Raw genomic sequence first — 24,071 nt, forward strand, 5'->3', positions numbered from 1 at the left:
CCCGACGGTGCGGGGCAGCCCGGCAATCGGCCACCGTGCCTGCAGGCCTAGCCGTTGGTGGTCTTGTAGGCGTAGTGGTAGTAGCCATAGCCGTAACTGGTGGCCGCCTTGCGCTCGATGGCGTTGAGGATGCCGCCCTTGACCTCGACCCCGCTGCCCTCGAGGCGGCGGATCGCCACATCGATCTCCCGCGGCGGATTGAGGCCGAAGCGCGCGACCAGCAGGGTGGTACCGCTCTGGTGACCGATCACGGCGGCATCGGTCACCGCCAGGACCGGCGGGGTGTCGATGATCACCAGGTCGTAGGCCTCGCCGAGGGCGTCGAGCAGGCGGCCGAAGCGATCGCTCATCAGCAACTCCGCCGGATTGGGCGGTGCCTTGCCACGGGCCACATAGCTCAGGCCGTTGATCGGCGATGGCCGGATGACCTCATCGGGCTCGCACTTGCCGGCCAGCACCTCGGAGAGCCCGCCCTCGCTCGCGGCGTTGAAGGCACTGTGCACGTGCCCCTTGCGCATGTCGGCATCCAGCACCAGCACGCGTTGCCCGCCCTGAGCGATCACCGCGCCGAGGTTGACGCTGATGAAGCTCTTGCCGATGTTCGGGCTGGGGCCGGTGATCATCAGCCGGTTGTTCGGTGCCTCGAGCATGGCGAAGTGCAGGCTGGTACGCAGGCCCCGCAGGGCCTCGACCGAGGTGTCGTCGGGGGAGTTCTGGGCCAGCACGCCGCAGGCCACCTCGCGGCCACGCTTCTGGTTCCGCCGCTTGAAGCGACGCACCAGCTTCTGCTGGTCCTCGGAGAGCGGCACGGTGGCATAGACCGGCAGCCCCAGCTCCTCGATCTGCTCGGCGCTCTCCACCCCCCGATTGAAGATGCTGCGCACCAGCACGAAGGCCACCGACAGGAAGCCACCGATCAGGGTGAAGAGCGCCACCGTGACCGGCTTGCGTGGCTCCACCGGCCCCGGCTGGGCCACGGCGTCGTCGAGGATGCGCACATTGCCCACGGTACTGGCCTTGGTGATGCTCATCTCCTGGATCTTGTTGAGCAGCTGTACGTAGACCTGCTGGGTCACCTCCACGTCCCGGGACATGCGCAGGACCTGCTGCTGGGTCTCGGGCAACGCATGGATCTGCTCGTTAAGCCGTTCGCGGCTCTGCTCCAGGTTCTCGCGCTTCTCCATCAGTGCCGCGTAGGTCGGGTGCGCACCGTTGTAGCGTCGGCGGATCTCCGCCAACTCCATCTCCAGCTCGCTGAGCTGTGCCTCCAGTTCGACCAGCTGGTTGAGCACCGACTGGGTCTCCAGCGACAGATCGACGCTGTCATGCTCCATGCGATAGGCATTGAGGGCGTCCTCGGCGGTGGCGAGTTCGCTGCGCACCTGGGGCACCTGCTCCTCGAGGAACTCGAGGCTCTGTTCCGCCTCGGCGCTCTGACGCTCGACGTTCTGGGTCAGGTAGATCCGAGCGATCACGCTGAGGGTACGCCGGGCGCGCTCCGGATCCTCGTCGGTCAGGGTCATGTTGAAGACCCCGCTGTCGCGGCCGCGCTGACCGACGCTGAAGCGCGAGCGCAGGTCATTGATCGCCGCCAGGCGGGTTCGCCTGACGAGGGTGAACTCGGCCCCCTCGCCGGCTTCCAGCTCTGCCACACGCAGCGCCACCTGGCCATCGAGGAAGGACTCGTCCTCGCCGACGCGCCCCGCGCCGAGCAGTTCGTCATCGTGATAGAGGCGATAGCGACCCGGTTCGGCAGCCACCAGCCGGAAGGCGCGGCCGAGCCACTCCGGATCGGCCTGGAAATCACCGACATTGAGGTACTCGCCGGCCCACACGCTGCGCCCGGCAAAGCCGGGACGCTCCATGCCCCGGCGCACCAGGAAGTTGCCGACCACGGCCAGACGGGTCGGGATCACCACGATATCGAGCCGCTCCTGGTCCACCGCCTTGCCCAGCACCATGCGTGAGCGCAGGATCTCGAGTTCGGCTTCGGTCTTGGGCTCCTCGCCGAGGATGGAACGCACCTCGGCCAGCGGGTTGCTGAGTCCAGTCTTGCCCTCCACCTGGACCAGCGCGTCGGCACGGAAGATCGGCGTGATCAGTTGCACGTGGATGATGGCCGCCAATGCGCACAGGGCGGTGACGGCAACGATCAGCCACTTGCTGTCCAGCAGCACACCGAACAGTCGCCCCAAGTCGATATCGTCGTGTGCAGGGCGTGAGCCCGTCTTGATGTCTTTCGCCATGGAAGAGTCCTGAACGGATGGATCGATGACCTCGCCTCGGCTCCGGTCACTCCCGGAACCCATCTAGCTCGCTGCCCATCCGGGTGGTCTGGTAGAGGCTGCTGACCGTGGGCAGCAGCTGACGGATCACGCGGTTCCAGCGACCCAGTGGCGTGGTGGTGACATAGATCACGTCGGTCGGCTGCAACTCGAACTCGGTGCCGAGCATCAGGGCCGTGGCGTTGCGCGCATCGAGCTGATAGACGGTGGCCAGCTTGTCGCTCTCCGGCGAGGCCCGGCGGATGACGAAGATCCCGGATGCGCTGGCGCTGCCCTCGTTGATGCCGCCGGCTTCCGACAGGGCATCGGTAAGGGTCAGGCGACTGCCCCCCATCGGCAGGCTCTGGGCATCGCGCACCTCGCCCATCACGTAGACCTTCTGATTGGCGTTGTCACGGACATGCAGCAGGTCACCGTCCCGCAGCAGCCGGTTCTGGGTCAGTCGGCCGTTGTTGAGCATGTCGTGCAGCGAGAGCCGGATCTCCTCTCCCTCCCGGGTCAGGATCACCTCGTGCCAGTTGGCCTCCTCGGTCGGCCCACCAGCCAGGTTGATGGCGTCCAGCACCGTCAGCGGCACGTTGCGAATCGGCATCGGCCCCGGCTCGGCCACCGCGCCGGTGACGTTGACCTTCTGGGAGTTGAACTCGGCGACCCGCACCTCGACCTGCGGCATGGCCACATAGGGCTCGAGCCCCCGGGTGATGATGTCCCGCACCTCGGCAACGGTCAGGCCAAGGGCATCGATGTGGCCGATGTAGGGATAGAAGACGGTACCGTCGTTGTGCACGATGTTGCCCGACTCCGCGGCGCTGCGCTCGCTGCCCGCCGGGATCGTCAGTTCCGGGTGGTCGTAGACGATGATGCTCAGCACATCGCCCTTGCCGATCCGGTACTCGTAGGCACCGATGTCGCCGCGCAGCGACTCGCTGACTCGGCCGACCTCGTCCTGGTCGGGGTCGATGCCGTCACGCCGCAGGGCGCGCACCAGCCCGAAGGTGATGGGCTCGACATCCACCAGGTCATCGATGGGGGCCGCATCCGTGCGGTAGTCGACATGCCCGCCGGGCGCGAAGGCGCACCCCTGCAGGGCGATCAGGCCGGAGGCCAGCACTGCTCCGGCCATCATCCGGCGCATCCGATTGGGCGTCATTACGCTACTCACTCAAGCCGTTATCATTACCTTCCCTGATGCCGATGCGACCTCAGCGGTAACAACATCCTCTTCTCGTCTCGATGACACTATCATTTCAAAAAAACAACACCAATTAACAATATTAAATTTTTCGAAACTGACGTTATCAAACGCACTCAAAGTAGCAAATTGGCGACATTCAAAATCGGCGTTGTCGCAAAAATTACACACCTCGTGCGGGCAGCAACCCGAGACAGCCCAGCCACCATCGGGGCGCCTCGGGAGGCCGGAAGCGCAGCGCCGGGCCCGGCCCCGGGCACGCTACCGCCACAGGGTTATCAGACCATCCCTGATGCCTGGGCCGCCAGCGGGCAGCAGCGTACCGACACTCTGGCGCAAAAAGCCGAATGGCGATGAATGACCGATCAGGTATAGAGTCCGACGAGGGCTTCCGGATCCCTGGACGCCATCAGTGGAACGAAGAAAGCATAATCCCTTTTGACTACATGTCATCCCTAATGTTTTCAATTTTTCAATTTATTACCATTGATTACAAAATGAATAACTAGGAAATTATTGGTTTCTTTCTCCTTGTCAATGAGTCGTGTATTACATCTTTCTTCTGAGACAAATTGAGCTCTTGGCCATGTGCAAGGCGCCTTCAGCGGGGCGAATCGGGACAGGGCGCCCAGGCATGTGCCGTACCGGACCGGCTCCATCCAGCTCCAGCCCGGAGCCTTTCCGGCCCAACCACAGGAGTACGACCCCATGATCCACCCCTTGACTCCCTCGAGAAGGACCGTCGCCGTTGCGGGAATCGCACTGATGATGCTGTCGCCGCTCGCCCTCGCCCAGCAGGCCTCCGGCACCGGCCAGGCCGATGCGGCGGGCAGCGCCGACCTCGGCAGCGGCGCATCGGTCGATGCCGGCGCTTCAGCCAACGCCAACCTGGGCGCCGGCAACACCCAGACTCCCGGGGCGCCCGGCAACTCGGGCGACACCCCGGCCCCCGGCGCGGTCGCGGGAGGTGGCGTGACCGCCGGCGGTGGCGCCTCGGGCGACGCCCCCGGAAACTCCGGTGACGCCATTGCCGGCGCCATCGACAAGGGCGCCGTGGGCATCGGCGTCGTGACGGGCGCTACCGGCGGTACGGGTACGGGTACGGGGACCGGCACAGGTACCGGCACCCGCTGATGGACGACGACACTCGGCGCCACCCACGACGCCTGCAACACCAGGGCCGCCGCAAGGCGGCCCTGGTGTGTCATTACCTGCCACTCGCCCTGGGCCTCGGGCTGACCGGCTGTGTTCAGGGCGGGGGACTGACGCCCATGGGCGAGTCCCTGGTCGCCCCCTGGCGCACCGGTGACGCGGCCGAACGCGCCGAGGCCCTGCCCTATGCATCGCTGGTCGTGACCAGTGAAGGCAACGAAGCCCTGATGGTCATGGCCTACCGCAGCGGCGGCAACGGGCGCGACACCTACTGGCAGGCCGGTGACCGCGCCACCCTCCACCTGCGGGATGGCCTGCCCATGACCAGCGCCGGCTTCGATGCCGCCCTGCTCGGCCAGTTGCGCGACGCCCCCGGCGACGCCGGGCGCTATCGCCTGCATGCTCACTGGCGGGATGGTGACGGGACGGAACACCTGGCCACGGCCAACGCCAGCCTGGAGTGTGGGACTCCCCGTCCACTGGCACTGCCGTTGACGACCCTCGCCCTCGAGCGCTGCACCGAGCGCCTGAGCTGGCAGGGGGGAGGCCGCACCATCAACCGGCTCTGGCGCGACCCGGTCAGCCGGCGCATCTGGGCCGGTGACGTCACCGCCTGGCCCGACGGGCAGCGCCTCCGCTGGCAGGTGGCGCGCCCCTGGTGGACCGATGCAGAGGACGCCGCCACCTCACATGCCGGCGCCGGAGAGGCACCGGAGTGACCCTTGGCCGCCGCCACGAGACACCACCATGCTGGATAAAGAAACCTTCCATCACCGCTCGCCGACCGGCCTGGCCCGTCGCCTGGCGCTGGCGGCCCTGCTGCTCGGCCTGCCACCGAGTGCCTCGAGCGATTCACCCCGCCTTTCGGAGTACTGGCTGTCCCGCGGCACCCAGCCCGATCATCCCGCCTTCGCCTACTATCTCCGCCGGGAGCATCTCGCGCCTCAACGACGCCAGGCCCTGAGACTCCAGGAGGAACTCGCCACCCTGGCCACCCTCGGCAGGCTCGACGGTCGGCCAGCGATGGCTCGGGCCCTGACCGACTGGCAGACGACGATCGGCGCTCTGTTCCGGGAGGGTGGCCGCACCCCGGAACGGGCCGACCTGGCCGCCCTGCTCGCCGCGCCACGCCACGATCCACGGGTATCGGCTCTCAGCACGGCCGGCCAGTGCGAGCCGCCCGACTGGGTAGAGCTGTGGACCTTCGGCGGCGTGGCCCGCCGCCCCTGGTCGCCCGGCATGACGCTGCGGCAGGCGCTGCGGGAACAGCCCGCGGCACACTGGCGGGCCGCCGACGAGGCCTGGCTCGTCGGCCCCCAGAGCCCGCCCCGGCGACTGGGCATCGCGGCCTGGAACGGCGAGGAGAGCCCCCTGGTGCCGGGCAGCCGGATCGTCCTGCTGCTCGCCGGCGATAGTCAGGAGGCCGACTGGGTGAACCGCACCCTGCCGGGCTTTCTCGCCTCGCGACTGCCTGGCGTGAGCTGTGACAGCTTCGGCTTCACCGATACGGATGTCGGCCAGACCCCATGAATGGACTCCAACGGCGCCGCCTGCTGCGTTCACCGCTGGCTCTGACGGTCGGCCTGGCGGCAACCGCCGCCCAGGCCGATCTCGGCCAGGGCGACTTCGGCGGCATCGGCCTGATGCAGACGCCCACGGCCCGCATGGCCCCACTCGGCGACTTCGCCTTCTCCTTCTCGCGCACCGCGCCCTATCGACGCTACAACCTCTTCTTCCAGCCGGCCGAGTGGCTGGAGGCCGGCTTCCGCTATGTGGAGGTCGAGAACCGCCAGTACCTGGCGGCGACGGAGGATCGCAACAACCTGGACAAGGGCATCGACGTGAAGCTGCGCCTGCGCGAGGAGAACCGCCGCTGGCCCCAGCTCGCCGTGGGGATACGCGACATGGGGGGCACCGGCCTGTTCGGCGCCGAGTACCTGGTGGCGAACAAGCGCTGGCACGATGTCGATGTCAGCCTGGGGATCGGCTGGGGCTATCTGGGCAACCAGGATGATTTCGCCAACCCCCTGGCACGACTTGACGATCGCTTCGATCGACGCTCGGGCTTCAGCCCGGGTGACGACGGCGGCACCCTCAACCTGGGCAGCCTGTTCAGCGGACCGGCGGCCGTGTTCGGGGGCATCGAGTACCAGACGCCCTGGGACCCCCTGGTCCTGCAGCTCGAGCTCGAGGGCAACGACTATCAGCGGGAACCCCAGCGCAACGACCAGCGCCAGGACTCGAGGATCAACCTCGGTGCGCGCTATCGACTGAGCGATGGCATCGAGCTCAGGGCCGGCTGGCAACGCGGCAATACCGCCATGCTCGGCATCTCGCTCTCCACCAACCTGGCGACCCTCTCCCAGGCCAAGCGCGATCCGGCGCCGGCCGCGCTGGGCCCGGCCCCCGCCGAGCACACCCGGGACTGGCAGGCCCTGAGTCGCGAACTCGCCGACAACGCCGGCATCGACGTCCATCGGCTACGCCAGGACGGTAACGCGGTGATCGTCGAGGGCGAACCGGCGCGTTATCCGTCGCTGGCCCAGAGTGAGCAGCGTGCCGGACGGATACTGCACAACCAGTTGGCCAGCGAGGTGGAGACCTTCCGCTTTCGCTGGCAGGAGCGAGGGCTAGCGCTGCGCGAGAGCGTGCACGAGCGCAGCGCCCTGGTGGCGGCGGTCGCCTCGGCCGATGACACCGTGGACCACCGCCACGGTATCTATGCCCACGGTGCCCTCCGGCCGGCCCAGGGGCGGATTCTCCACGAGAACGACCCGCGCCGCTTCAGCTACAGCCTGGGCCCGGTGCTCGAACAGAACTTCGGCGGCCCCGATGGCTACCTCTATCGCCTCTCCGCCAACCTGGACAGCGAGTACCGCCTGGGTGCCGGCAACTGGTTCTCCGCCACCCTGGCCTACACCCTGGCCGACAACCTCGACAACTACCGCTACCTTGCCGACTCGCAACTGCCACGGGTGCGGACCCATATCGGCGACTACCTGGCCGAGACCGACATCGGCATCAGCAACCTGCAGTACAGCCACACCGCCCGCCTCGGCAGCGACTGGTACGCCATCGGCTATGGCGGCCTGCTCGAGACCATGTTCGCGGGCGTCGGTGGCGAGCTCCTCTACCGCCCCTTCAACGGCGATGTCGCGGTGGGACTGGACGTCAACTGGGTCAAGCAGCGCGACTTCGACCAGCGCCTGGCGCTGCGCGACTACAGCACCTGGACCGGCCACCTCACCGGCTACTGGCGGACCGGCTTCGAGGATGTCCTCGCCAAGGTCAGCGTGGGCCGCTACCTGGCCGGCGACCTTGGCGTCACCGTCGACCTGTCGCGGGAGTTCGACTCCGGGGTGCGGCTGGGGGGCTGGACCACCATCACCGATGCCGGCAGCGATTTCGGCGAAGGCAGCTTCGACAAGGGGCTCTACCTGTCGCTGCCGCTGGATGCCTTCTTCGTGCACTCGACCCGCCAGCGTGCCCGGCTGGCGTGGCAACCACTCAGCCGTGACGGCGGTGCTCGCCTGGCCAGGCGCTTCGAGCTCCACGCGCTGACCGAGGAGCGCCAGATGGGCCGCTACTGGCGGGATTACGACGCCGCCATGCGCTAGGCAAATCCAACGGCAACGATCGGGTAGGGAGATGACGGGGCGCCGGCGATAGGCGTTGCCACGACTCGTGCGCGTTCAGGCCCACGTCCCGGCCTGGAACCGGCGTTTTGCGTGTCGCCATTCGCACACAAGCGTATATGGATGCTGACACGATACGAATTGAAGCGCACGACCACATCACGTACGTTTCACCCCCTTTCCGCATGATGACCATGATGGACCATGGTCGGAGCCTTCGCCCAGGGAATCGCCGATGGCAGGATACATCGCAGGCTACACATCACGCGGCATCGACCGCCTGACCACGCTTCCGGCCTTCCTGCCGGAGTTCTCCCGGATCGTCGCGATCGGCCCGGGGCGCCCCGCCGCCCTCGATGCCGTCCTCGGCTGGGGCAGCAAGCCCACCGCCCGGCGCGCCCGGCGCCTCGCCAGGCGCCGCGGTCTGCCTTACGTCGCCCTGGAGGACGGTTTCCTGCGCTCCCTGGGACTCGGCGTCACGGGCTTTCAACCCCACAGCCTGGTGGTGGACAGCCGCGGCATCTATTACGACGCCTCGCGCCCCTCCGACCTCGAATGCCTGATCCGCGATGCCGACTTCAGCGCCGCTGAGCTCGACCGTGCGCGCCACTGCATGGCGCTGCTCGCCAGGCATCGCCTGTCGAAGTACAACCACGCGCCCGACCGCCCCCTGCCCGTCGGCGAGCGCCCCCGGGTGCTGGTCGTCGACCAGACCCATGGCGATGCCTCCATCCGATACGGCGGTGCCGATGCCGCCACCTTCGAGACGATGCTCGACGCCGCCCTGCACGAGCATCCCGATGCCGAGATCCTGGTCAAGGTGCATCCGGACGTGATCGCCGGCAAGAAAAGCGGCCACCTGCCGGCCCATGCCGACCACCCGCGCTGCCGGCTGATCGCCGAGGATCTCAACCCCTGGGCGCTGTTCGACGCCGTCGACACGGTTCACGTCGTCACCAGCCAGCTCGGCTTCGAGGCGCTGCTGGCCGGCAAGCGAGTGGTCTGTCACGGGCTCCCCTTCTTCGCCGGCTGGGGGCTGACCGAGGACCGCCAGGCCTGTCCCCGGCGCGGCGTGACGCGCTCGCTCGAGCAGCTCTTCGCCGCCGCCTACCTGCGCTACTGTCGCTATGCCAATCCCTATACCGGCCAGGCCAGCACCCTGGAGGCCACCATCGACCTGATCGCCGACCAGCGCGGTCAGCGCGAACGCCTGGCCGGCCACTGGGTCGCCTGCGGCTTCTCGGGCTGGAAGCGTGGCTTCGTCGGCGACTTCCTCGGTGACGACGCCCGCTGCCGGCACCGACGCGGCCCCGCAGCCCCCGGCCAGGCAGCCCCAGGCGAGCGCCTGCTGGCCTGGTCGCCGGGGGTCGACGACGCCCTGCATGATGCCTGCGAACGAGCCGGCGTACCGTTGTGGCGCATGGAGGACGGCTTCATCCGCTCGGTGGGCCTGGGCGTCGACCTGGCCCGCCCGCTGTCGCTGGTGCTCGACCGGCGCGGCATCTATTACGACCCCGCGCGCCCCAGCGACCTGGAGCACCTGCTCGAACACGGCGACTTCGATGCCGACCTGCTCGAGCGGGCCGCCGCCCTGCGCCAGCGCCTGGTGCGTCTGCGACTCTCCAAGTACAACCTGGCCGGCGCCCATAGCCTGCCAGCGGCCGATGGCCGGCGGCGCCTGCTGGTGCCCGGCCAGGTGGAAACCGACGCCTCGATCGCGCGCGGCGCCGGCGAGGTGCGCACCAACGCGGCCCTACTGGCCGCCGTGCGCCGGGCCAACCCCGGCGCCTGCCTTCTCTACAAGCCCCACCCGGACGTGACCAGCGGGGCCCGCAAGGGCGCCCTGTCACCCGCCGAGCGGGCCCTCTACGACCATGAGGTCGGCGAGGTCGACATCGCCACGCTGCTGGACGAGGTCGACGAGGTCCACACCATCAGCTCCCTGGCCGGCTTCGAGGCCCTGCTGCGTGGTCGCCAGGTCACCACCTACGGTCTCCCGTTCTATGCCGGCTGGGGGCTCACCCGGGACCAGCGCCACTGCCCACGACGCCGGCGCCGCCTGTCCCTGGATGCCCTGGTGGCCGGGACCCTGATCCGCTACCCGGTCTACGTGGACCCGCGCACGCGACAGCTCTGCAACGCCGAAACCGCCGTCGACCTGCTGGAGAGGGAGCGCGCTCGATGCCGGCCCCTCGGCTGGAAGACACGCCTCTACCGCCGCTATCGCAACGCCTTCATCGGGAGACACTGACGTGACGCTGCCACGCCGCTCCTTCCTGTTCCTCCAGGGCGTCTGCTCGCCCTTCCACCGACGCCTCGCCGCTCGGCTCGCCGCCGATGGCCACCGCGTCGTCAAGGTGCACTACAACGCCGGCGACCTGGCCTACTGGCGGCGCGGCATCGGCCCCGTCCACTCGTTCCGCGGCCGCCCCACGGAGCTGCCGGCCTTCCTGACCGACCTCTGCCAGCGCCACGCCATCACCGACCAGGTGGTGTTCGGCGACCGACGCCCCGTCCACCGCGCCGCCATCGAGCAGGCCGCGACGGTCGGCATTCGCTCCCATGTCTTCGAGGAGGGCTATTTCCGCCCCTTCTGGATCACCCTGGAGCGGGAGGGCGTCAACGGCCACTCGCTGCTGCCCCGCGACCCCCGGTGGTTCCTCGAGGTCGGGCGGCGCCTGCCGCCACTGCCCAAACCGGTGCGCTTCCGCTCGCCCTTCCGGGTGCGCGCCACCCATGACGTGCTCTACCACCTGGCGGGACTGGCCAATCCGCTGCTCCATCCCCACTACCGCAATCACGCCCCGGTCATCGCCCCGGTGGAATATGCCGGCTACCTCAAGCGCTTCACCCAGCTGCGCTTCTGGAAGCCTCGGGACGCCCGCCGCATCCAGGAGCTGGTCGAGGGTAGTCGCCCCTATTTCGTGCTGCCCCTGCAGCTCAACGGCGACGCCCAGATCCGCGACCACTCGCCCTACGCCAACATGCATGAGGTGATGGACCATGTCATGGGCTCCTTCGCCGCTCACGCCCCGGGCGATGCCCTGCTGTGCATCAAGAACCACCCCCTCGACACCGGGCTGGACGACCATGCCCGCAGCGTAGCCAGACTGGAACGCCACTACGGCCTGGAGGGCCGCATCGTCTACCTGGAGTCGGGCGACCTGAACGTGCTGCTCAAGCGGACGGCCGGCACCGTCACCATCAACAGCACCGTAGGCATCGTCTCCCTGGAGCACCAGCGCCCGACGCTGGCCCTCAGCGACCCCATCTACCACCTCACCGGCCTGACCTTCCAGGGCCGCCTGGACGAGTTCTGGCAGCACCCGCCGCCCCCCGGTGCCGAACTCTTCGACTGCTTCCGGCATACCCTCATGCATACCGTGCAACTCAACGGCGGCTTCTACTGCCGGCCGGGCATCGACCTGGCCGTCACCAATGCCGTGCGCGCCCTCGAGGCGGAGCGCTCGCCGCTGGAGATCCTGCTGTCGCCCGCCTCATCGAGCGAAGGCCCCCGCCAACGGCCCAGGCCCAGGAGAGCAAGGAGCGTCACGTGGCCAGATCGCGTACCGTCCTGATCACCGGTGCCACCGGCGCCATCGGCAGCGCCCTGGCGCGGGAATACGCCGCCCCCGGGACCCGCCTGGTCCTGCACGGGCGTCGCCGGGAGATGCTGGCCTCCCTGGCCGACACCTGCCGCGCGCGGGGCGCCCGGGTGGAGCTCTGCGACATCGACCTCACCGACGACCGCCAGTTGAGCGACTGGCTGGACGACCTCGCCGAGCGGCAGTTGCCCGATATCGTCATCGCCAACGCCGGCCAGAACACCCATGCGGGCCCGGCCGGGGAGCTCGAGCCCTGGCCCGAGACCAGCGGCCTGCTGGCCATCAACCTGCGCACCCCCCTGGCCATGGCGCATCGCCTGGCCCCGCCCATGGTGCGACGCGGCAGCGGTCAACTGGTGTTCGTCAGCTCGCTGGCCGCCTGGCACGGACTGCCCCTCACCCCCGCCTACAGCGCCAGCAAGGCGGGGCTCAAGGCCTACGGCGAGGGACTGCGCGGCCACCTGGCGCCCCATGGCGTGGGCGTCAGCGTGGTCATGCCCGGCTACGTGCGCTCGGCCATGTGCGACGCCATGCCCGGCCCCAAGCCCTGGCTCTGGTCACCCGAGCGCGCCGCCCGGGCCATCCGCCGCGGCGTGACGCGCAACCGGGCCCGCATCGCCTTCCCGCTCCTGCTGCATCATGGCTGCTGGTGGCTCGCGGTGCTGCCCGCCTCGGTCTCTCAGCGCCTGCTGCGGCTACTCGGCTACGGGAGAGGCCAGCCATGATCGCGGTACTCTGGCTGCCCCTGCTCGCCGGCCTCGGGCTCAGCTTCGCCATCGAGGCCTTGCTGCGCCCCGCCGTGGGTCCTCCCTGGCGGCGGCCCCCCGTCACCCTGGCCCTCCATCTGGCCAGCTGGCTCACGCTGTTCGCCCTGTTCCTGCTGGTCCTGCAACGCCCCTGGTTCGCCGCCGGCCTCATCGCCGCGCTGCAGCTGGTGGTGGTGCAGTCCAGCAACGTCAAGTCACGGACCCTGAACGAACCCTTTATCTGCCACGACTTCGAGTACTTCCTCGATGCCCTGCGCCACCCCCGGCTCTATGTGCCCTTCTTCGGCATCGGCCTGGCCATCGCCGCCGGCAGCGCCGGGGCCGCAGCCATCGCCGCCTTCCTGTGGCTGGAAGCCTCGCTGGTCACCCGCCTGGGCACCGGCACCTACCTGCTGGCCGTGGCATCGCCATTGCTGCTCGCCCTGCCGCTGCTGTGGCTCGGCCTGCGTCGCTTGCCCGCCGCCACACTGGCGCCTCAGCGCGACCTCGAGCGGCTCGGGCTATGCGGCGCCCTCTGGGCCTATGGCCGCCTGGCACTGAGGCCGCTGGACACCGAGCGGCTTGTCGCCCCCTTCGCCACCTCCCCCCACCCCCCGGCGGGCAAGCGCCTGCCCGACCTGGTGGTCGTGCAGAGCGAATCCTTCTTCGATCCCCGCGCCTGGTGCCCGCTGGTACGCCCGGACCTGCTGCCCCACTTCGATGCCCTGTGCGGCGAGGCCCTGCATCATGGGCCCCTGCACGTCCCCGCCTGGGGCGCCAACACCGTGCGTACCGAGAGCGCCTTTCTCACCGGCCTCGGCGAGTCGCAACTCGGCATCCATCGCTTCAACCCCTATCGCCAGCTGGCACGCCGGTCGGTCCCCAACCTGGTCGCCAACCTGCGCCGGCTCGGCTACCGCACCGTCTGCGTCCACCCCTACCCCGCCGGCTTCTACCTGCGCGACCGGGTCATGCCACGACTGGGGTTCGAGCGGTTCCTGGATATCACGGACTTCGATCCCAGCGATCGCGATGGCCAGTATATCGGTGACCTGGCCGTCGCCGAGACCGTGGGCAGGCTGCTCGCCGGCGAGGACGATCGGCCGCTGTTCGTCTTCGTGATCACCATGGAGAATCACGGCCCGCTGCATCTGGAGCGTCCCGTGCCCGACGAGGCCTACGCCCTGTTGACGCCCCAGGCGGCGCGCTCGGCCGAGCATGACGACCTGGCCATCTACCTGCGCCACCTGGTCAATGCCGACCGCATGATCGAACGACTGCGCCGGATCCTGGCCGCCCAGTCGCGCCCCAGCCTGCTGTGCTGGTATGGCGACCATGTGCCCATCATGCCGCAGGCCTACCGTCGCCACGGGATGCCCCCCGGCCACACCCGATACGCCATCTGGTCCCCCCAGGCCATCGGCTCGACACCGCCCCGCGAGCGGGCGGTCGCCGACCTGGGGACGGTGCTGCAGGACACGCTGCTTGCGAGCCCCGCCTGTCGTGGGACAGGCCCGGGACAGCCAGGAACGAACAGAGCAAGACCCAGGGAAGACCCAGCAACATCAGGAGCACGACATGACTAGACGCGTTGCCATCATCGGCGCCGCCCACCGTTTTCCTGGCACGACGCCTGAAACGTTCTGGCAGGATCTCAAGGCCGGAAAGGATATGGTCACCCGCGTCGCCGACGACCGCTGGAGCCAGGAGGCCTACCGCCACCCCGACAAGCGCCACCCCGGCACCAGCGTCACCTTCGCCGCCGGGAGCCTGGGGGACATCAGCGGCTTCGATGCGGCCTTCTTCGGCATCTCGCCGCGCGAGGCCGCCACCATGGACCCCCAGCAACGCCTGCTGCTGGAGCTGGCCTGGGAAACCATGGAGAACGCCGGGCTGCCACCCTCGCGGCTGCGTGGCAGCCAGTGCGGCGTCTTCGTCGGTATCGCCAGTATCGACTATTCCTACCGGGTCGCCGACGACCTGAGCACCCTGGATGCCGCCTCGGCCACCGGCAACACCTCGAGCATCGCCGCCAACCGACTCTCCTACGTGTTCGACCTGCACGGGCCGAGCATATCGCTGGACACCGCCTGCTCCTCCTCCCTGGTGGCCTTCCACCAGGCCTGCCAGGCGATCCGCAACGGCGAGGCCGACATGGCCCTGGCCGGCGGCATCAGCCTGCACCTGCACCCCTATGGCTTCATCGTCTTCACCAAGGCGAGCATGCTCTCGCCCAGCGGACGCTGCCAGGTGTTCGACGAGGCCGGCGACGGCTACGTGCGCTCCGAGGGGGCCGGGCTCTTCCTCCTCAAGGACTACGACCAGGCGATCGCCGACGGCGACCGCATCCTCGCCGTGGTGGCGGGCTCGGCGGTCAATACCGACGGCCACAAGTCGGGACTCACCGTGCCCAGCTCCAGCGCCCAGGTCGCCCTGATGCGCAAGGCCTACCACCAGGCCGGCATCTCGCCCGACGAGATCGACTACCTGGAGGCCCATGGCACCGGCACCCCGGTCGGCGACCCCATCGAGACCCACGCCATCGGCGAGGCCCTGGCCAAGCAGCGTCGCGAGCCGCTGCCCATCGGCTCGGTGAAGAGCAACCTCGGCCACCTGGAGGGCGCCTCCGGGGTGGCCGGGCTGGCCAAGGCGCTCTACAGCCTTCGCCACCGCGAGGTGCCGGCCACCATCGGCGTGCGCAGGCTCAACCCGCGCATCAAGCTCGACGAGTGGAACCTGCGTGTGGCTACCCAGGCCCTGCCCCTCAAGCCCGAGGGTCGCCTGGTGATCGGGGTCAACTCCTTCGGCTTCGGCGGCGCCAACGCCCATGTCATTCTCGAAACCCCTCCCGAGGTGCCGGAGCGACAGGCTCCAGACGCCCCGGGCCCGCTACCGCTGCGCCTGTCGGCCCGCGGCGAGCCGGCCCTCAAGGCCATGGCCGCCCGGCTCGCCGACTGGCTGCCCGAGAGCGACGACGACCTCTATGATATCGCCCACACCCTCCATCGGCGCCGCGATCACCACCGCGACGGCGCCCTGTTGTTCGCCGAGAGCAAGGAACAGGCGGCCCGGGTCCTCGCCGCCTTCGCCGATCCCGAGGCCGAGGAGCTCCCCGCCGGGCTGGCCCGCGGCCAGCGCCTGGAGGCTGCCCAGGGCCCGGCCTTCGTCTACGCCGGCAACGGCTGCCAGTGGGAGGCCATGGGCCGCGACCTGCTGACCAGCGCACCGGCCTTCGCCGCCGCCGTGGACGAGGTGGATGCCCTCTTCCAGCGCCTCGGCGACTTCTCGCTGCGCGCCGAACTCGAGGGGCGCAACGGTGACGGGCGCCTGGTGCGTACCGAGATCGCCCAGCCGGCACTGTTCGCCGTCCAGGTCGGCCTCACCGCCCTGCTGCGCGAGCACGGCATCGAACCCCAGGCCGTGGTCGGCCACAGCGTCGGCGAAGTGGCCGCGGCCTGGGCCTGCGGCGCGCTGAGCCTGGCCGATGCGGTCAAGGTCATCCACTACCGCAGCCACTTCCAGGGCCTGACCCGCGGCCAGGGCGAGATGAGCGCCGTGGCCATGGGTGCCGACGAGATCGAAGAATGGCTCGCCCGGCCCGAGCATGAGGGCATCCACCTGGCCGGCATCAACAGCGCACGAGGGATCACCCTAGCCGGCGACCCCGAGGCACTGGGTCACCTCGAGCGAGCGCTCAGCGAACGGGGCACCTTCGCCACGCGGCTGCCCCTGGACTACGCCTTCCATAGCCCGGCCATGGACCCCATCGAAGCCGGCGTGATCGATGCCCTGGCCGGCCTCCACCCCAGGGCCGAGCAACGGCGTTACGTCTCCACCGTGACCGGCTCGGCGCTTGCCGGCGACGAGCTGGGGGCCGAGTACTGGTGGCACAACATCCGCAAGCCGGTGCTGTTCGCCTCCGCTATCCAGACGCTGATCGACGAGGGTATCAACACCTTCATCGAGATCGGCGCCCACCCGATCCTGCGTCGCTATCTCGCTGACGCCCTGGGCGAGCGAGAACGCGACGGGCTGGTGATCCCCACCCTGGAGCGCGCCAGGCCCGCCGAGCGCTGCATCACCCAGGCGGTCGGCCAGGCCCTGCTCTCCGGCACCGCCGTGGACGCCCGACGCTGGTTCCCCGTGGAGGGGCGCTCCGTCGACCTGCCACGCTACCCCTGGCAGCGCGAGCGCCACTGGGTCAAGGGCACCGGCGACGGCCAGGGCCTGCTCGACCGCTACTACGAACATCCGCTGCTCGGCTACCGACTGGTGCAGCAGCCCCATGCCTGGGAGAGCCAACTCGACACCGGCCGCCTCCCCTGGCTGGCCGATCATGTGGTCGGCGAAGGCGCGGTCTTCCCCGGTGCCGGCTTCGTTGAGCTGGCGCTGGCCGCCGCCCGTCATGGCAGGGAACTCCCGCTGATCGATATCGAGGAGCTGGAGATTCGCGCTCCCTTGCTGCTCGACGGCGCCAACGGCCGCCGCGTGCGGGTGCATGCCGAGCCGGCCGACGGCCGCCTGACGATCCGGTCCCGTGAGCCGGTTTCCGGCGGCGACTGGCAGCTCAACGCCGTGGCCCGACTCATGGCCCAGAGCCGCGGCTTCCTGCTGCGCCGCCCGGCCCCGGCCCGCCCCGAGCGAGCGCCCGATGTCACCCTGGCCGACCACCTGGGCATGGCCGAGCGGCTCGGGCTCCACTACGGGCCCGCCTTCCAGGCCATCGCCCATGCCTGGGTCGAGGACGAGAGCATCATCGGCGAGATCGCGCTGCCCGCGGCGATCCGTGACGACCTCGATGCCCTGCATCTGCACCCCGGCATCCTCGACAGCGCCTTCCAGCTCTTCATCCCGCTGCTGGCACGCCAGGGGCTGCACGACAACGGCCTGGCCTTCGTGCCGGTACGCGTCGGGCGCCTGCAGTTCCGGCCCGGAGGCGGGGTGCCGGCGCTGGCCCATGCCCGCATGCGCAAGCGCTCGCCCCACTCCTTCACCGCCGACTTCGAACTCTACGACGAACAGGGCCAGGCCGTGGCGGTGCTCAGCGAGACCCGCTTCAAGGCGGTGCGCCTCAAGCGCCAGCACCACCAGCGCTTCAGCTACCTGGACGTACGCCTCACCCCGGCACCACGGCGACCCGCGGCACTCGATCTCGGCCCACTGCACGCCGCCCTGCCAGGGCTGCTGGACGACTTCGGCCGACTCACCGGGCGACGCTTCGCCGGCGAGGTCGATCCGCTGCTCGACAGCCTGGCCGAAGCCTTCGCGACCCGGGCCCTGCATCAACTGGCCGGTGGGGAGCGACTCAGCCACGCCCGCTACCGGGAGCTGATCCGTAGCCGGTTCGATGTCCAGCCGCTGCTCGACCAGTTGCTGCGCCTGCTCGGCAACACCGGACGCCTCACCGCCGACGAACGGGGCTGGACCCTGCACGACGACGAGGACGGGGTAGAGGCCACCACCATCTGGCAGCTGCTGATGAGCGACTACCCCGACTACTTCGCGCCGATCCAGCGCCTCGGACGCTTCGGCCTGCACCTGCCGGCGCTGCTCGCCGGCGACGCCAATGCCGAGACCCTGGGGCTCGACATCGACGGCCTGGCACTGCTCAACCGGCAGCTGCTCGGCAACGCCGGCTGGCAGGCCCTGGCCGATGGGCTGCGCGATGCCCTCGGCCAGGTACTCGCCGGCCTGCCCGCCGGGCAACGCCTGAGCCTGATCGAGGCCGGTCCCAGCGCCCCGTCACTCGGCGAACGACTCTGCGACCTGATCGACCCCGACCGCTGCGACTACCGCGTCCTGGCGGTGGACGATGCCTCCTGGCACCAGGCCGAGCAGCTCCAGGAGCGTCATCCGCTGATCGACATCGAACGCCTCGATGCTCTGGACGAGCAGGCCACACCGGCCCAGCTCGCCCTGGTCAGCCTCGAGATCGGCCATCGCCAGCGCAACCGCCGCCTGCTCGACGCCCTGCCTGCCCGCCTGGCCCCGGGTGCCCAGCTCCTGCTGCTGGGCCTGCATCCCAGCGCCTGGCTCGATACCCTGCTGGCCACGCCCGGCCTGCACGACGGCGGCACCACCCTGCACGCCACCGAGCTGGCCGACGTCATGGCCCGGCTCGAGGCCCTGGGCGCCACCGACCTGCAGTCCATCCCGCTCGAGGAGGAAGGCCGCGGCGCCTATCTGCTGCATGCCCGTCTGCCCGGCCAGCCCGCGCCGACGCTCGAGACCCCACCGCTCGCCTACCAACTGATCGCCGACGGCGCCGGCCATGGCCTGGCCGAGCGCCTCGCCGCCGCCCTCGAGGCACGCGGCCTGCCCGCCAGGGTGAGCGAGGCCTTCGATGCCGCGAGCCCGCCGCCCACCGCCCTGGTCGACCTGCGCCAGGGTGGCGAGCGCTGTGCGCAAGCCGCCCGCTGGGCACAGGACCTGGAGCGGCTCGGCGACCAGACCCGCCTGTGGCTGGTCACCCGTGGCGTGGCAGGGATGTGGGGGAATGCGCACGAAGCGCCCGCCGATGCCGCCCTGTGGGGCTTCGGCCGCTCGCTGGCCAACGAGTCCTCCGCCCAGGCGGTGCACCTGCTCGACCTGCCCATCGGCGAGGCCGCCCTGGACGATGCCGTGCTGGATGCCCTGGTCGCCGAGCTCACCGCCCCGGACGCCGAGACCGAGATCGTCCTCGACGCCCAGGGCCAGCGCCATGCCACCCGGCTCCGCACCCTGCCGGCGCCCGGGGCCGCCGGACCCGACGCCACGCCGCGGCGTGCCATGACCCTGGGGTTCTCGTTACCCGGCCAGTTGCGCCACCTGACCTGGACCCCCAGCCCGCTGCCCGACCCGGCGGCCGGCGAGGTGGAAGTCCGCGTGCAGGCTACCGGCCTCAACTTCCGCGACGTCATGTATACCCTCGGCCTGCTCTCCGACGAGGCCATCGAGAACGGCTTCGCCGGTCCCACCCTGGGGCTGGAATTCTCCGGCATCGTCACGACCGTGGGCCCCGGCGTCGAGGACCTGGCGGTGGGCGATGCCGTGGTGGGTTTCGGCCCCGCCAGCTTCAGCGACCGGCTGATCGCCCACCGGGACGCCATCGCCCCGATTCCCGAGGGCGTGAGCTTCGCCGCGGCCGCCACCATTCCCACCACCTTCTTCACCGTCTATTACGCGCTGAAGCACCTGGCGCGGCTCGCCCCGGGCGAGAAGGTGCTGATCCACGGCGCCGCCGGCGGGGTCGGCATCGCCGCCATCCAGGTCGCCCGGTGGCTGGGCGCCGAGATCCACGCCACCGTGGGTTCCGACGAGAAACGCGACTTCCTGCGCCTGCAGGGGATCGAGCGTCTCTACGACTCCCGCTCGCTCACCTTCGCCGAGGAGATCCTCGAGGAGACCGGCGGGCGCGGTGTCGACGTGGTGCTCAACTCGCTCGCCGGCGAGGCGATCAACCAGAACCTGCGCGCGCTGCGCCCCTTCGGTCGCTTCCTCGAGCTCGGCAAGCGTGACTTCTACGAGAACACCCACATCGGCCTGCGGCCCTTCCGCAACAACCTCAGCTACTTCGGCATCGACTCCGACCAGCTGATGAAGGAGCAGCCCGGGCTGACCCACGAGCTGTTCGGCGAGATGATGGCGCTGTTCCACGACGGCACCCTGAGCCCGCTGCCCTACACCGCCTTCAGCACCCAGCAGGTGGTCGCGGCGTTCCGCTACATGCAGCAGGCGCGCCAGATCGGCAAGGTGGTCGTCACCCACGAACAGCCGATCGCCCCGGCCCGCCACCCGGCCCCGCTGTCGAGCGACACCCTGAGCCTGCCCGCCCGGGCCAGCTACCTGGTCACCGGCGGCCTGGGCGGCTTCGGCCTGAAGACCGCCCAGTGGCTGGCCAGCCGTGGCGCTCGCCACCTGATCCTGGTCAGCCGCCGCGGCGCGTCCTCGGAAGAGGCCCAGGCCGGCGTGGCCGCATTGCGCGCCCAGGGCGTCGAGGTCGAGGCCGTCGCCTGCGATATCACCGACGGGGCGACCCTCGAGTGCCTGCTCGACGAGTGCCGCGAGCGACTGCCGCCGCTGCGCGGCGTGGTGCACGCCGCCACCGTCATCGACGATGGCCTGATCCGCAACCTGGACGCCGAACGCATCCGCCGCGTGCTGGCGCCGAAGGTCGAGGGTGCCCGCCACCTGGACGCCCTGACCCGCGACGACGCCCTGGACTTCTTCGTGCTCTACTCCTCGGCCACCACCCTGTTCGGCAACCCCGGCCAGGCCAGCTACGTGGCCGCCAACCACTGGCTCGAGGCCCTCGCCGCCAGCCGCCGTGCCCGCGGCCTGCCGGCCACCTGCCTGCGCTGGGGCGCCATCGATGACGTGGGCTTCCTGGCCCGCAACACCCGCACCCGCGATGCCCTGCAGGAACGCCTGGGCGGCGCGGCGCTGCACTCCGACGACGCCCTGCGCGTGCTGGAGCAGTTGCTGATGCATCACGACGACCAGCTGGGCGGCCCCAGCCTGGGCGTGCTGGAACTCGACTGGGGCGCCCTGTCCCGCTTCCTGCCCACCGAGGCAGCCCCCCGCTTCCAGGAGCTCGCCCGCCAGGCCGAGGACGACGACCGGGCCGAAGAGGACAACGACGATCTCGCCGCCCTGTTCGCCGAGCTGCCCGCGGAGGAGCTGCATGGTGCCGTGACCGACCTGCTGCGGGCCGAACTGGCCGGCATCCTGCTCATCGAGGAGGACAAGATCGACGTGCACCGTTCGGTCTACGACATGGGCTTCGACTCCCTGATGGGCGTGGAGCTGATGACCGCCATCGAGTCACGCCTGGGCGTCCAGGTGCCGGTGATGGTGCTCAGCGAAGCCTCGACCCTCGACAAGCTGGCCGGGGTGCTGATCGGCAAGCTCCAGCGACCGGAGGGCGCCGACGCCGACGACGGCGAACTCGCCGCCCTGGCCGCCCGGCACGGTGTCGAAGCGGCGCTGACCACGACCGAACCCACCGAGGAGGCCCACCAGTGAGCACCTCCCACGACGACCTCAAGCAGCGACTGCTGGCGCAGGCCCGCCAGCGTCAGCGGCCCGCGCCGCCCGTCGACCAGGCAGCGGAGGGCGAGCGGGACACCGCCCCTCCCGCCCGGGTAGCCGAGCGTTTCACCCGCTTCGACGCCCATCCCGGCTACCAGCAGATCGCCATGATGCGCGAAGGGGCCCGCAGGCTCGGCCTGACGGACCCCTTCTTCAAGGTACATGAAGGCAACGCCGGTGCCACCTCGGTCATCGGCGGCCGCGAGTGCCTCAACTTCGCCAGCTACAATTACCTGGGCTTATCCGGCGATGCCCGGGTCAACCGCGCCGCCTGCGACGCCGTGGCCCACTACGGCACCTCGGTCTCCGCGAGCCGCGTGGTCGCGGGCGAACGCCCCGTCCACCGCCAGCTGGAGCGAGCCCTGGCCGACGCCTACCGGGCGGAGGATGCCGTGGCCTTCGTCAGCGGCCACGCCACCAACGTCTCCACCCTCGGCTACCTGCTGGGGCCCAAGGACCTCGTCCTGCACGACGAATACATTCACAACAGCGCCCTGGTGGGCGCCCAGCTCTCCGGCGCCCGGCGAATCGCCTTTCCCCACAACGACAGCGAGGCCCTGGATGCCCTGCTGACTCGCCACCGCCACCGGTTCGAGCGCGTGCTGATCGTCATCGAAGGGCTCTACAGCATGGATGGCGACGTCCCGGAGCTGCCCCGCTTCATCGAGATCAAGCAGCGTCACCAGGCCTGGCTGATGGTCGACGAAGCCCACTCCTTCGGCGTGCTCGGCGGGCATGGCCTGGGGCTGCGTGAGCATTTCCAGGTGGAGAGCGAGGCGGTGGACATCTGGATGGGCACCCTCAGCAAGAGCCTGGCCGCCTGCGGTGGCTACATCGCCGGCTGTCAGGCGCTGGTGGAGACCCTGCGTTACCTGGCCCCCGGCTTCCTCTACAGCGTCGGCCTGCCCGCCCAGGTGGCGGCCCCCGCCCTCGAGGCACTCACGCTGATGCAGCGGGAACCCGACCGGGTGGCGCGGCTGCACGAGATCTCGCGCTATTTCCTCGAGCGCGCCCGCGCCCTGGGCCTCGACACCGGCCACAGCATCGGCACGGCCGTGGTGCCCATCATCGTCGGCAACTCAGCGCTCGCCGCCCGACTCTCCCATGCCCTGCTCGAGCAGGGCATCAACGTGCAGCCGATCCTTCATCCGGCCGTGCCCGAGAAGAGCGCCCGGCTGCGCTTCTTCCTCGGCTGCGACCACACACGGCAGCAGATCGACACCACCCTCCATACCCTCATGGAGGAGCTGGAAGGATCATCGACGCCTCGATATGGCCGCCGGTGAGCCGTCCGCAGCGCGCTTCGGGCGCCATCGGGGACCGAAGCGCAGGCTCAACGTGCCCGCCAGAAGTCCGCGGCGCGTCTGACGTCCCCGACCCGCCGGGCGGTATCGGCCGCCGCCCTGGCCATCCGCGCGGCGTCCCGGGGATGATCGAGCAGCCAGGCCAGGCAGCGGTACCAGTCCTCCGGGGAGTCATCGGCCAACAGGCCGTTGACGCCGTCCTCGACGATCCCGGTATAGGGAAGCCGGCGCGAATAGATGCCCACTCCGCCCATGGCGGCGATGTCCAGGAACTTGATGAACGACTTCCCGCGGTTGAAAGGCGTATCCAGCAACGGTGCCAGGCCGATGTGAAGCCGGCGCCGCCGCTGATAGTCGCGGAAGCGCGACCACGACAGAGGCGGTGGGGAGTCACAGCGCCGCAAGGCGCCGAGCTCGGCCGGTGCGTGCGCCCCCAGCATCACCTCGAAGGCGACGTCATGCCGTTCACGGTGCAGCCGCACCAGCGCCGGGGCAATATGGCGTAGATCGGCCAGGTGCGCCCGGGTCCCGTGGAAGCCCACCCACCAGGGCGACTCGGCGCCGGGCGCCCGGGAGAAATGCCGGAGGGGAGACAAGGGCGCCAGCAGCGGCGGCGTGAGCACCGACACACGGGGATGACGCCCGGCAAAGCGGGCCGCCAGTGCCTCGCTGCAGGTCACCACCTCATCGGCGACCGCCAGCAGGCGCGGCTGCAGGCTGGCGATGCGTGCCATCCGCGCCCGGTAGGCCGCCGGCAGGGTGGTATCCGACGCCGCGGCGGGGAGATCGTCGTCGATCAGGTAGTGGACGCCCGCCAGCTCGGTGCGGTGGCGTTCCAGCCAGTGCAGCCAATCGGGGGCCAGGGCGCGACACAGGATCACCCTGGCCCCCGCCAGTCGCCGCCGCTCGCGAGCACTTCCCGGCCACAGCGGCAGGCGCCGCCGTCGGGCCACCGACCGCTCGACGCAGGCTCCCTCGGCCTGCAGCACCGGCGCCGCCGACGCGAGGAAGTAGATGTCCTCGGTGGGCCGGGCCCCGTCGCTCAGTACCACCCAGCGCGCGTGCATCGGCTTGCCGTGCTCC

At 69.9% G+C, this 24,071-nt stretch carries 13 protein-coding genes; 10 read left to right on the forward strand and 3 right to left on the reverse strand.

Going from position 1 to position 24,071, the window contains the following annotated elements:
* Positions 1-47: 47 nt before the first annotated feature.
* Both QLQ85_RS09340 and QLQ85_RS09345 read right to left on the reverse strand, forming a co-directional pair.
* Complete coding sequence (locus QLQ85_RS09340) at positions 48-2,246, reverse strand: polysaccharide biosynthesis tyrosine autokinase (RefSeq protein ID WP_282738747.1); 2,199 nt, start codon at positions 2,244-2,246, stop codon at positions 48-50.
* Between the two features lie 46 nt (positions 2,247-2,292).
* The gene (locus tag QLQ85_RS09345) at positions 2,293-3,420 is read right to left on the reverse strand and encodes a polysaccharide export protein (protein WP_456070417.1); all 1,128 of its coding nucleotides are present in this window, start codon (positions 3,418-3,420) and stop codon (positions 2,293-2,295) included.
* 765 nt (positions 3,421-4,185) lie between these two features.
* On the opposite strand from QLQ85_RS09345, the gene QLQ85_RS09350 reads away from it, so the two are divergent.
* The 10 genes from QLQ85_RS09350 (at position 4,186) to QLQ85_RS09395 (ending at position 22,970) form a co-directional block, all read left to right on the forward strand.
* Positions 4,186-4,611, forward strand: coding sequence for a hypothetical protein (locus QLQ85_RS09350; protein ID WP_282738749.1), 426 nt, complete (start codon positions 4,186-4,188; stop codon positions 4,609-4,611).
* Positions 4,611-5,348, forward strand: coding sequence for a YjbF family lipoprotein (locus QLQ85_RS09355; RefSeq protein WP_282738750.1), 738 nt, complete (start codon positions 4,611-4,613; stop codon positions 5,346-5,348). Before QLQ85_RS09350 ends, QLQ85_RS09355 begins: the two co-directional genes overlap by 1 nt.
* A 28-nt stretch (positions 5,349-5,376) precedes the next feature.
* Positions 5,377-6,159 carry a hypothetical protein gene (locus QLQ85_RS09360; protein WP_282738751.1) on the forward strand — a complete coding sequence of 261 codons (783 nt, stop codon included), beginning with the start codon at positions 5,377-5,379 and terminating at the stop codon, positions 6,157-6,159.
* A complete protein-coding gene (locus QLQ85_RS09365) occupies positions 6,156-8,246 on the forward strand; it encodes a YjbH domain-containing protein (RefSeq protein WP_282738752.1) in 2,091 nt (696 codons plus the stop codon). The genes QLQ85_RS09360 and QLQ85_RS09365 overlap by 4 nt, the downstream gene beginning before the upstream one ends.
* Positions 8,247-8,499: 253 nt before the next feature.
* On the forward strand, positions 8,500-10,515 hold the full coding sequence (locus QLQ85_RS09370) for a capsular polysaccharide biosynthesis protein (RefSeq protein ID WP_282738753.1): 2,016 nt from the start codon (positions 8,500-8,502) through the stop codon (positions 10,513-10,515).
* A 1-nt stretch (position 10,516) separates the two neighbouring features.
* The gene (locus tag QLQ85_RS09375; protein ID WP_282738754.1) at positions 10,517-11,842 is read left to right on the forward strand and encodes a capsule biosynthesis protein; all 1,326 of its coding nucleotides are present in this window, start codon (positions 10,517-10,519) and stop codon (positions 11,840-11,842) included.
* The gene (locus QLQ85_RS09380) at positions 11,818-12,594 is read left to right on the forward strand and encodes an SDR family NAD(P)-dependent oxidoreductase (RefSeq protein WP_282738755.1); all 777 of its coding nucleotides are present in this window, start codon (positions 11,818-11,820) and stop codon (positions 12,592-12,594) included. Before QLQ85_RS09375 ends, QLQ85_RS09380 begins: the two co-directional genes overlap by 25 nt.
* Positions 12,591-14,201 carry an LTA synthase family protein gene (locus QLQ85_RS09385; protein WP_282738756.1) on the forward strand — a complete coding sequence of 537 codons (1,611 nt, stop codon included), beginning with the start codon at positions 12,591-12,593 and terminating at the stop codon, positions 14,199-14,201. The genes QLQ85_RS09380 and QLQ85_RS09385 overlap by 4 nt, the downstream gene beginning before the upstream one ends.
* Positions 14,194-21,618, forward strand: a complete 7,425-nt coding sequence (locus QLQ85_RS09390; protein WP_282738757.1) for a type I polyketide synthase — start codon at positions 14,194-14,196, stop codon at positions 21,616-21,618. Before QLQ85_RS09385 ends, QLQ85_RS09390 begins: the two co-directional genes overlap by 8 nt.
* Positions 21,615-22,970 carry an aminotransferase class I/II-fold pyridoxal phosphate-dependent enzyme gene (locus tag QLQ85_RS09395; protein WP_282738758.1) on the forward strand — a complete coding sequence of 452 codons (1,356 nt, stop codon included), beginning with the start codon at positions 21,615-21,617 and terminating at the stop codon, positions 22,968-22,970. The genes QLQ85_RS09390 and QLQ85_RS09395 overlap by 4 nt, the downstream gene beginning before the upstream one ends.
* A 47-nt stretch (positions 22,971-23,017) precedes the next feature.
* Here QLQ85_RS09395 and QLQ85_RS09400 read toward each other — a convergent pair whose 3' ends face one another.
* A complete protein-coding gene (locus QLQ85_RS09400; protein ID WP_282738759.1) occupies positions 23,018-24,055 on the reverse strand; it encodes a glycosyltransferase family protein in 1,038 nt (345 codons plus the stop codon).
* Positions 24,056-24,071 lie beyond the last annotated feature (16 nt).

The sequence above is a fragment of the Halomonas kalidii genome (genome assembly GCF_030010475.1).
In the GTDB taxonomy this organism is placed as follows: domain Bacteria; phylum Pseudomonadota; class Gammaproteobacteria; order Pseudomonadales; family Halomonadaceae; genus Halomonas; species Halomonas heilongjiangensis.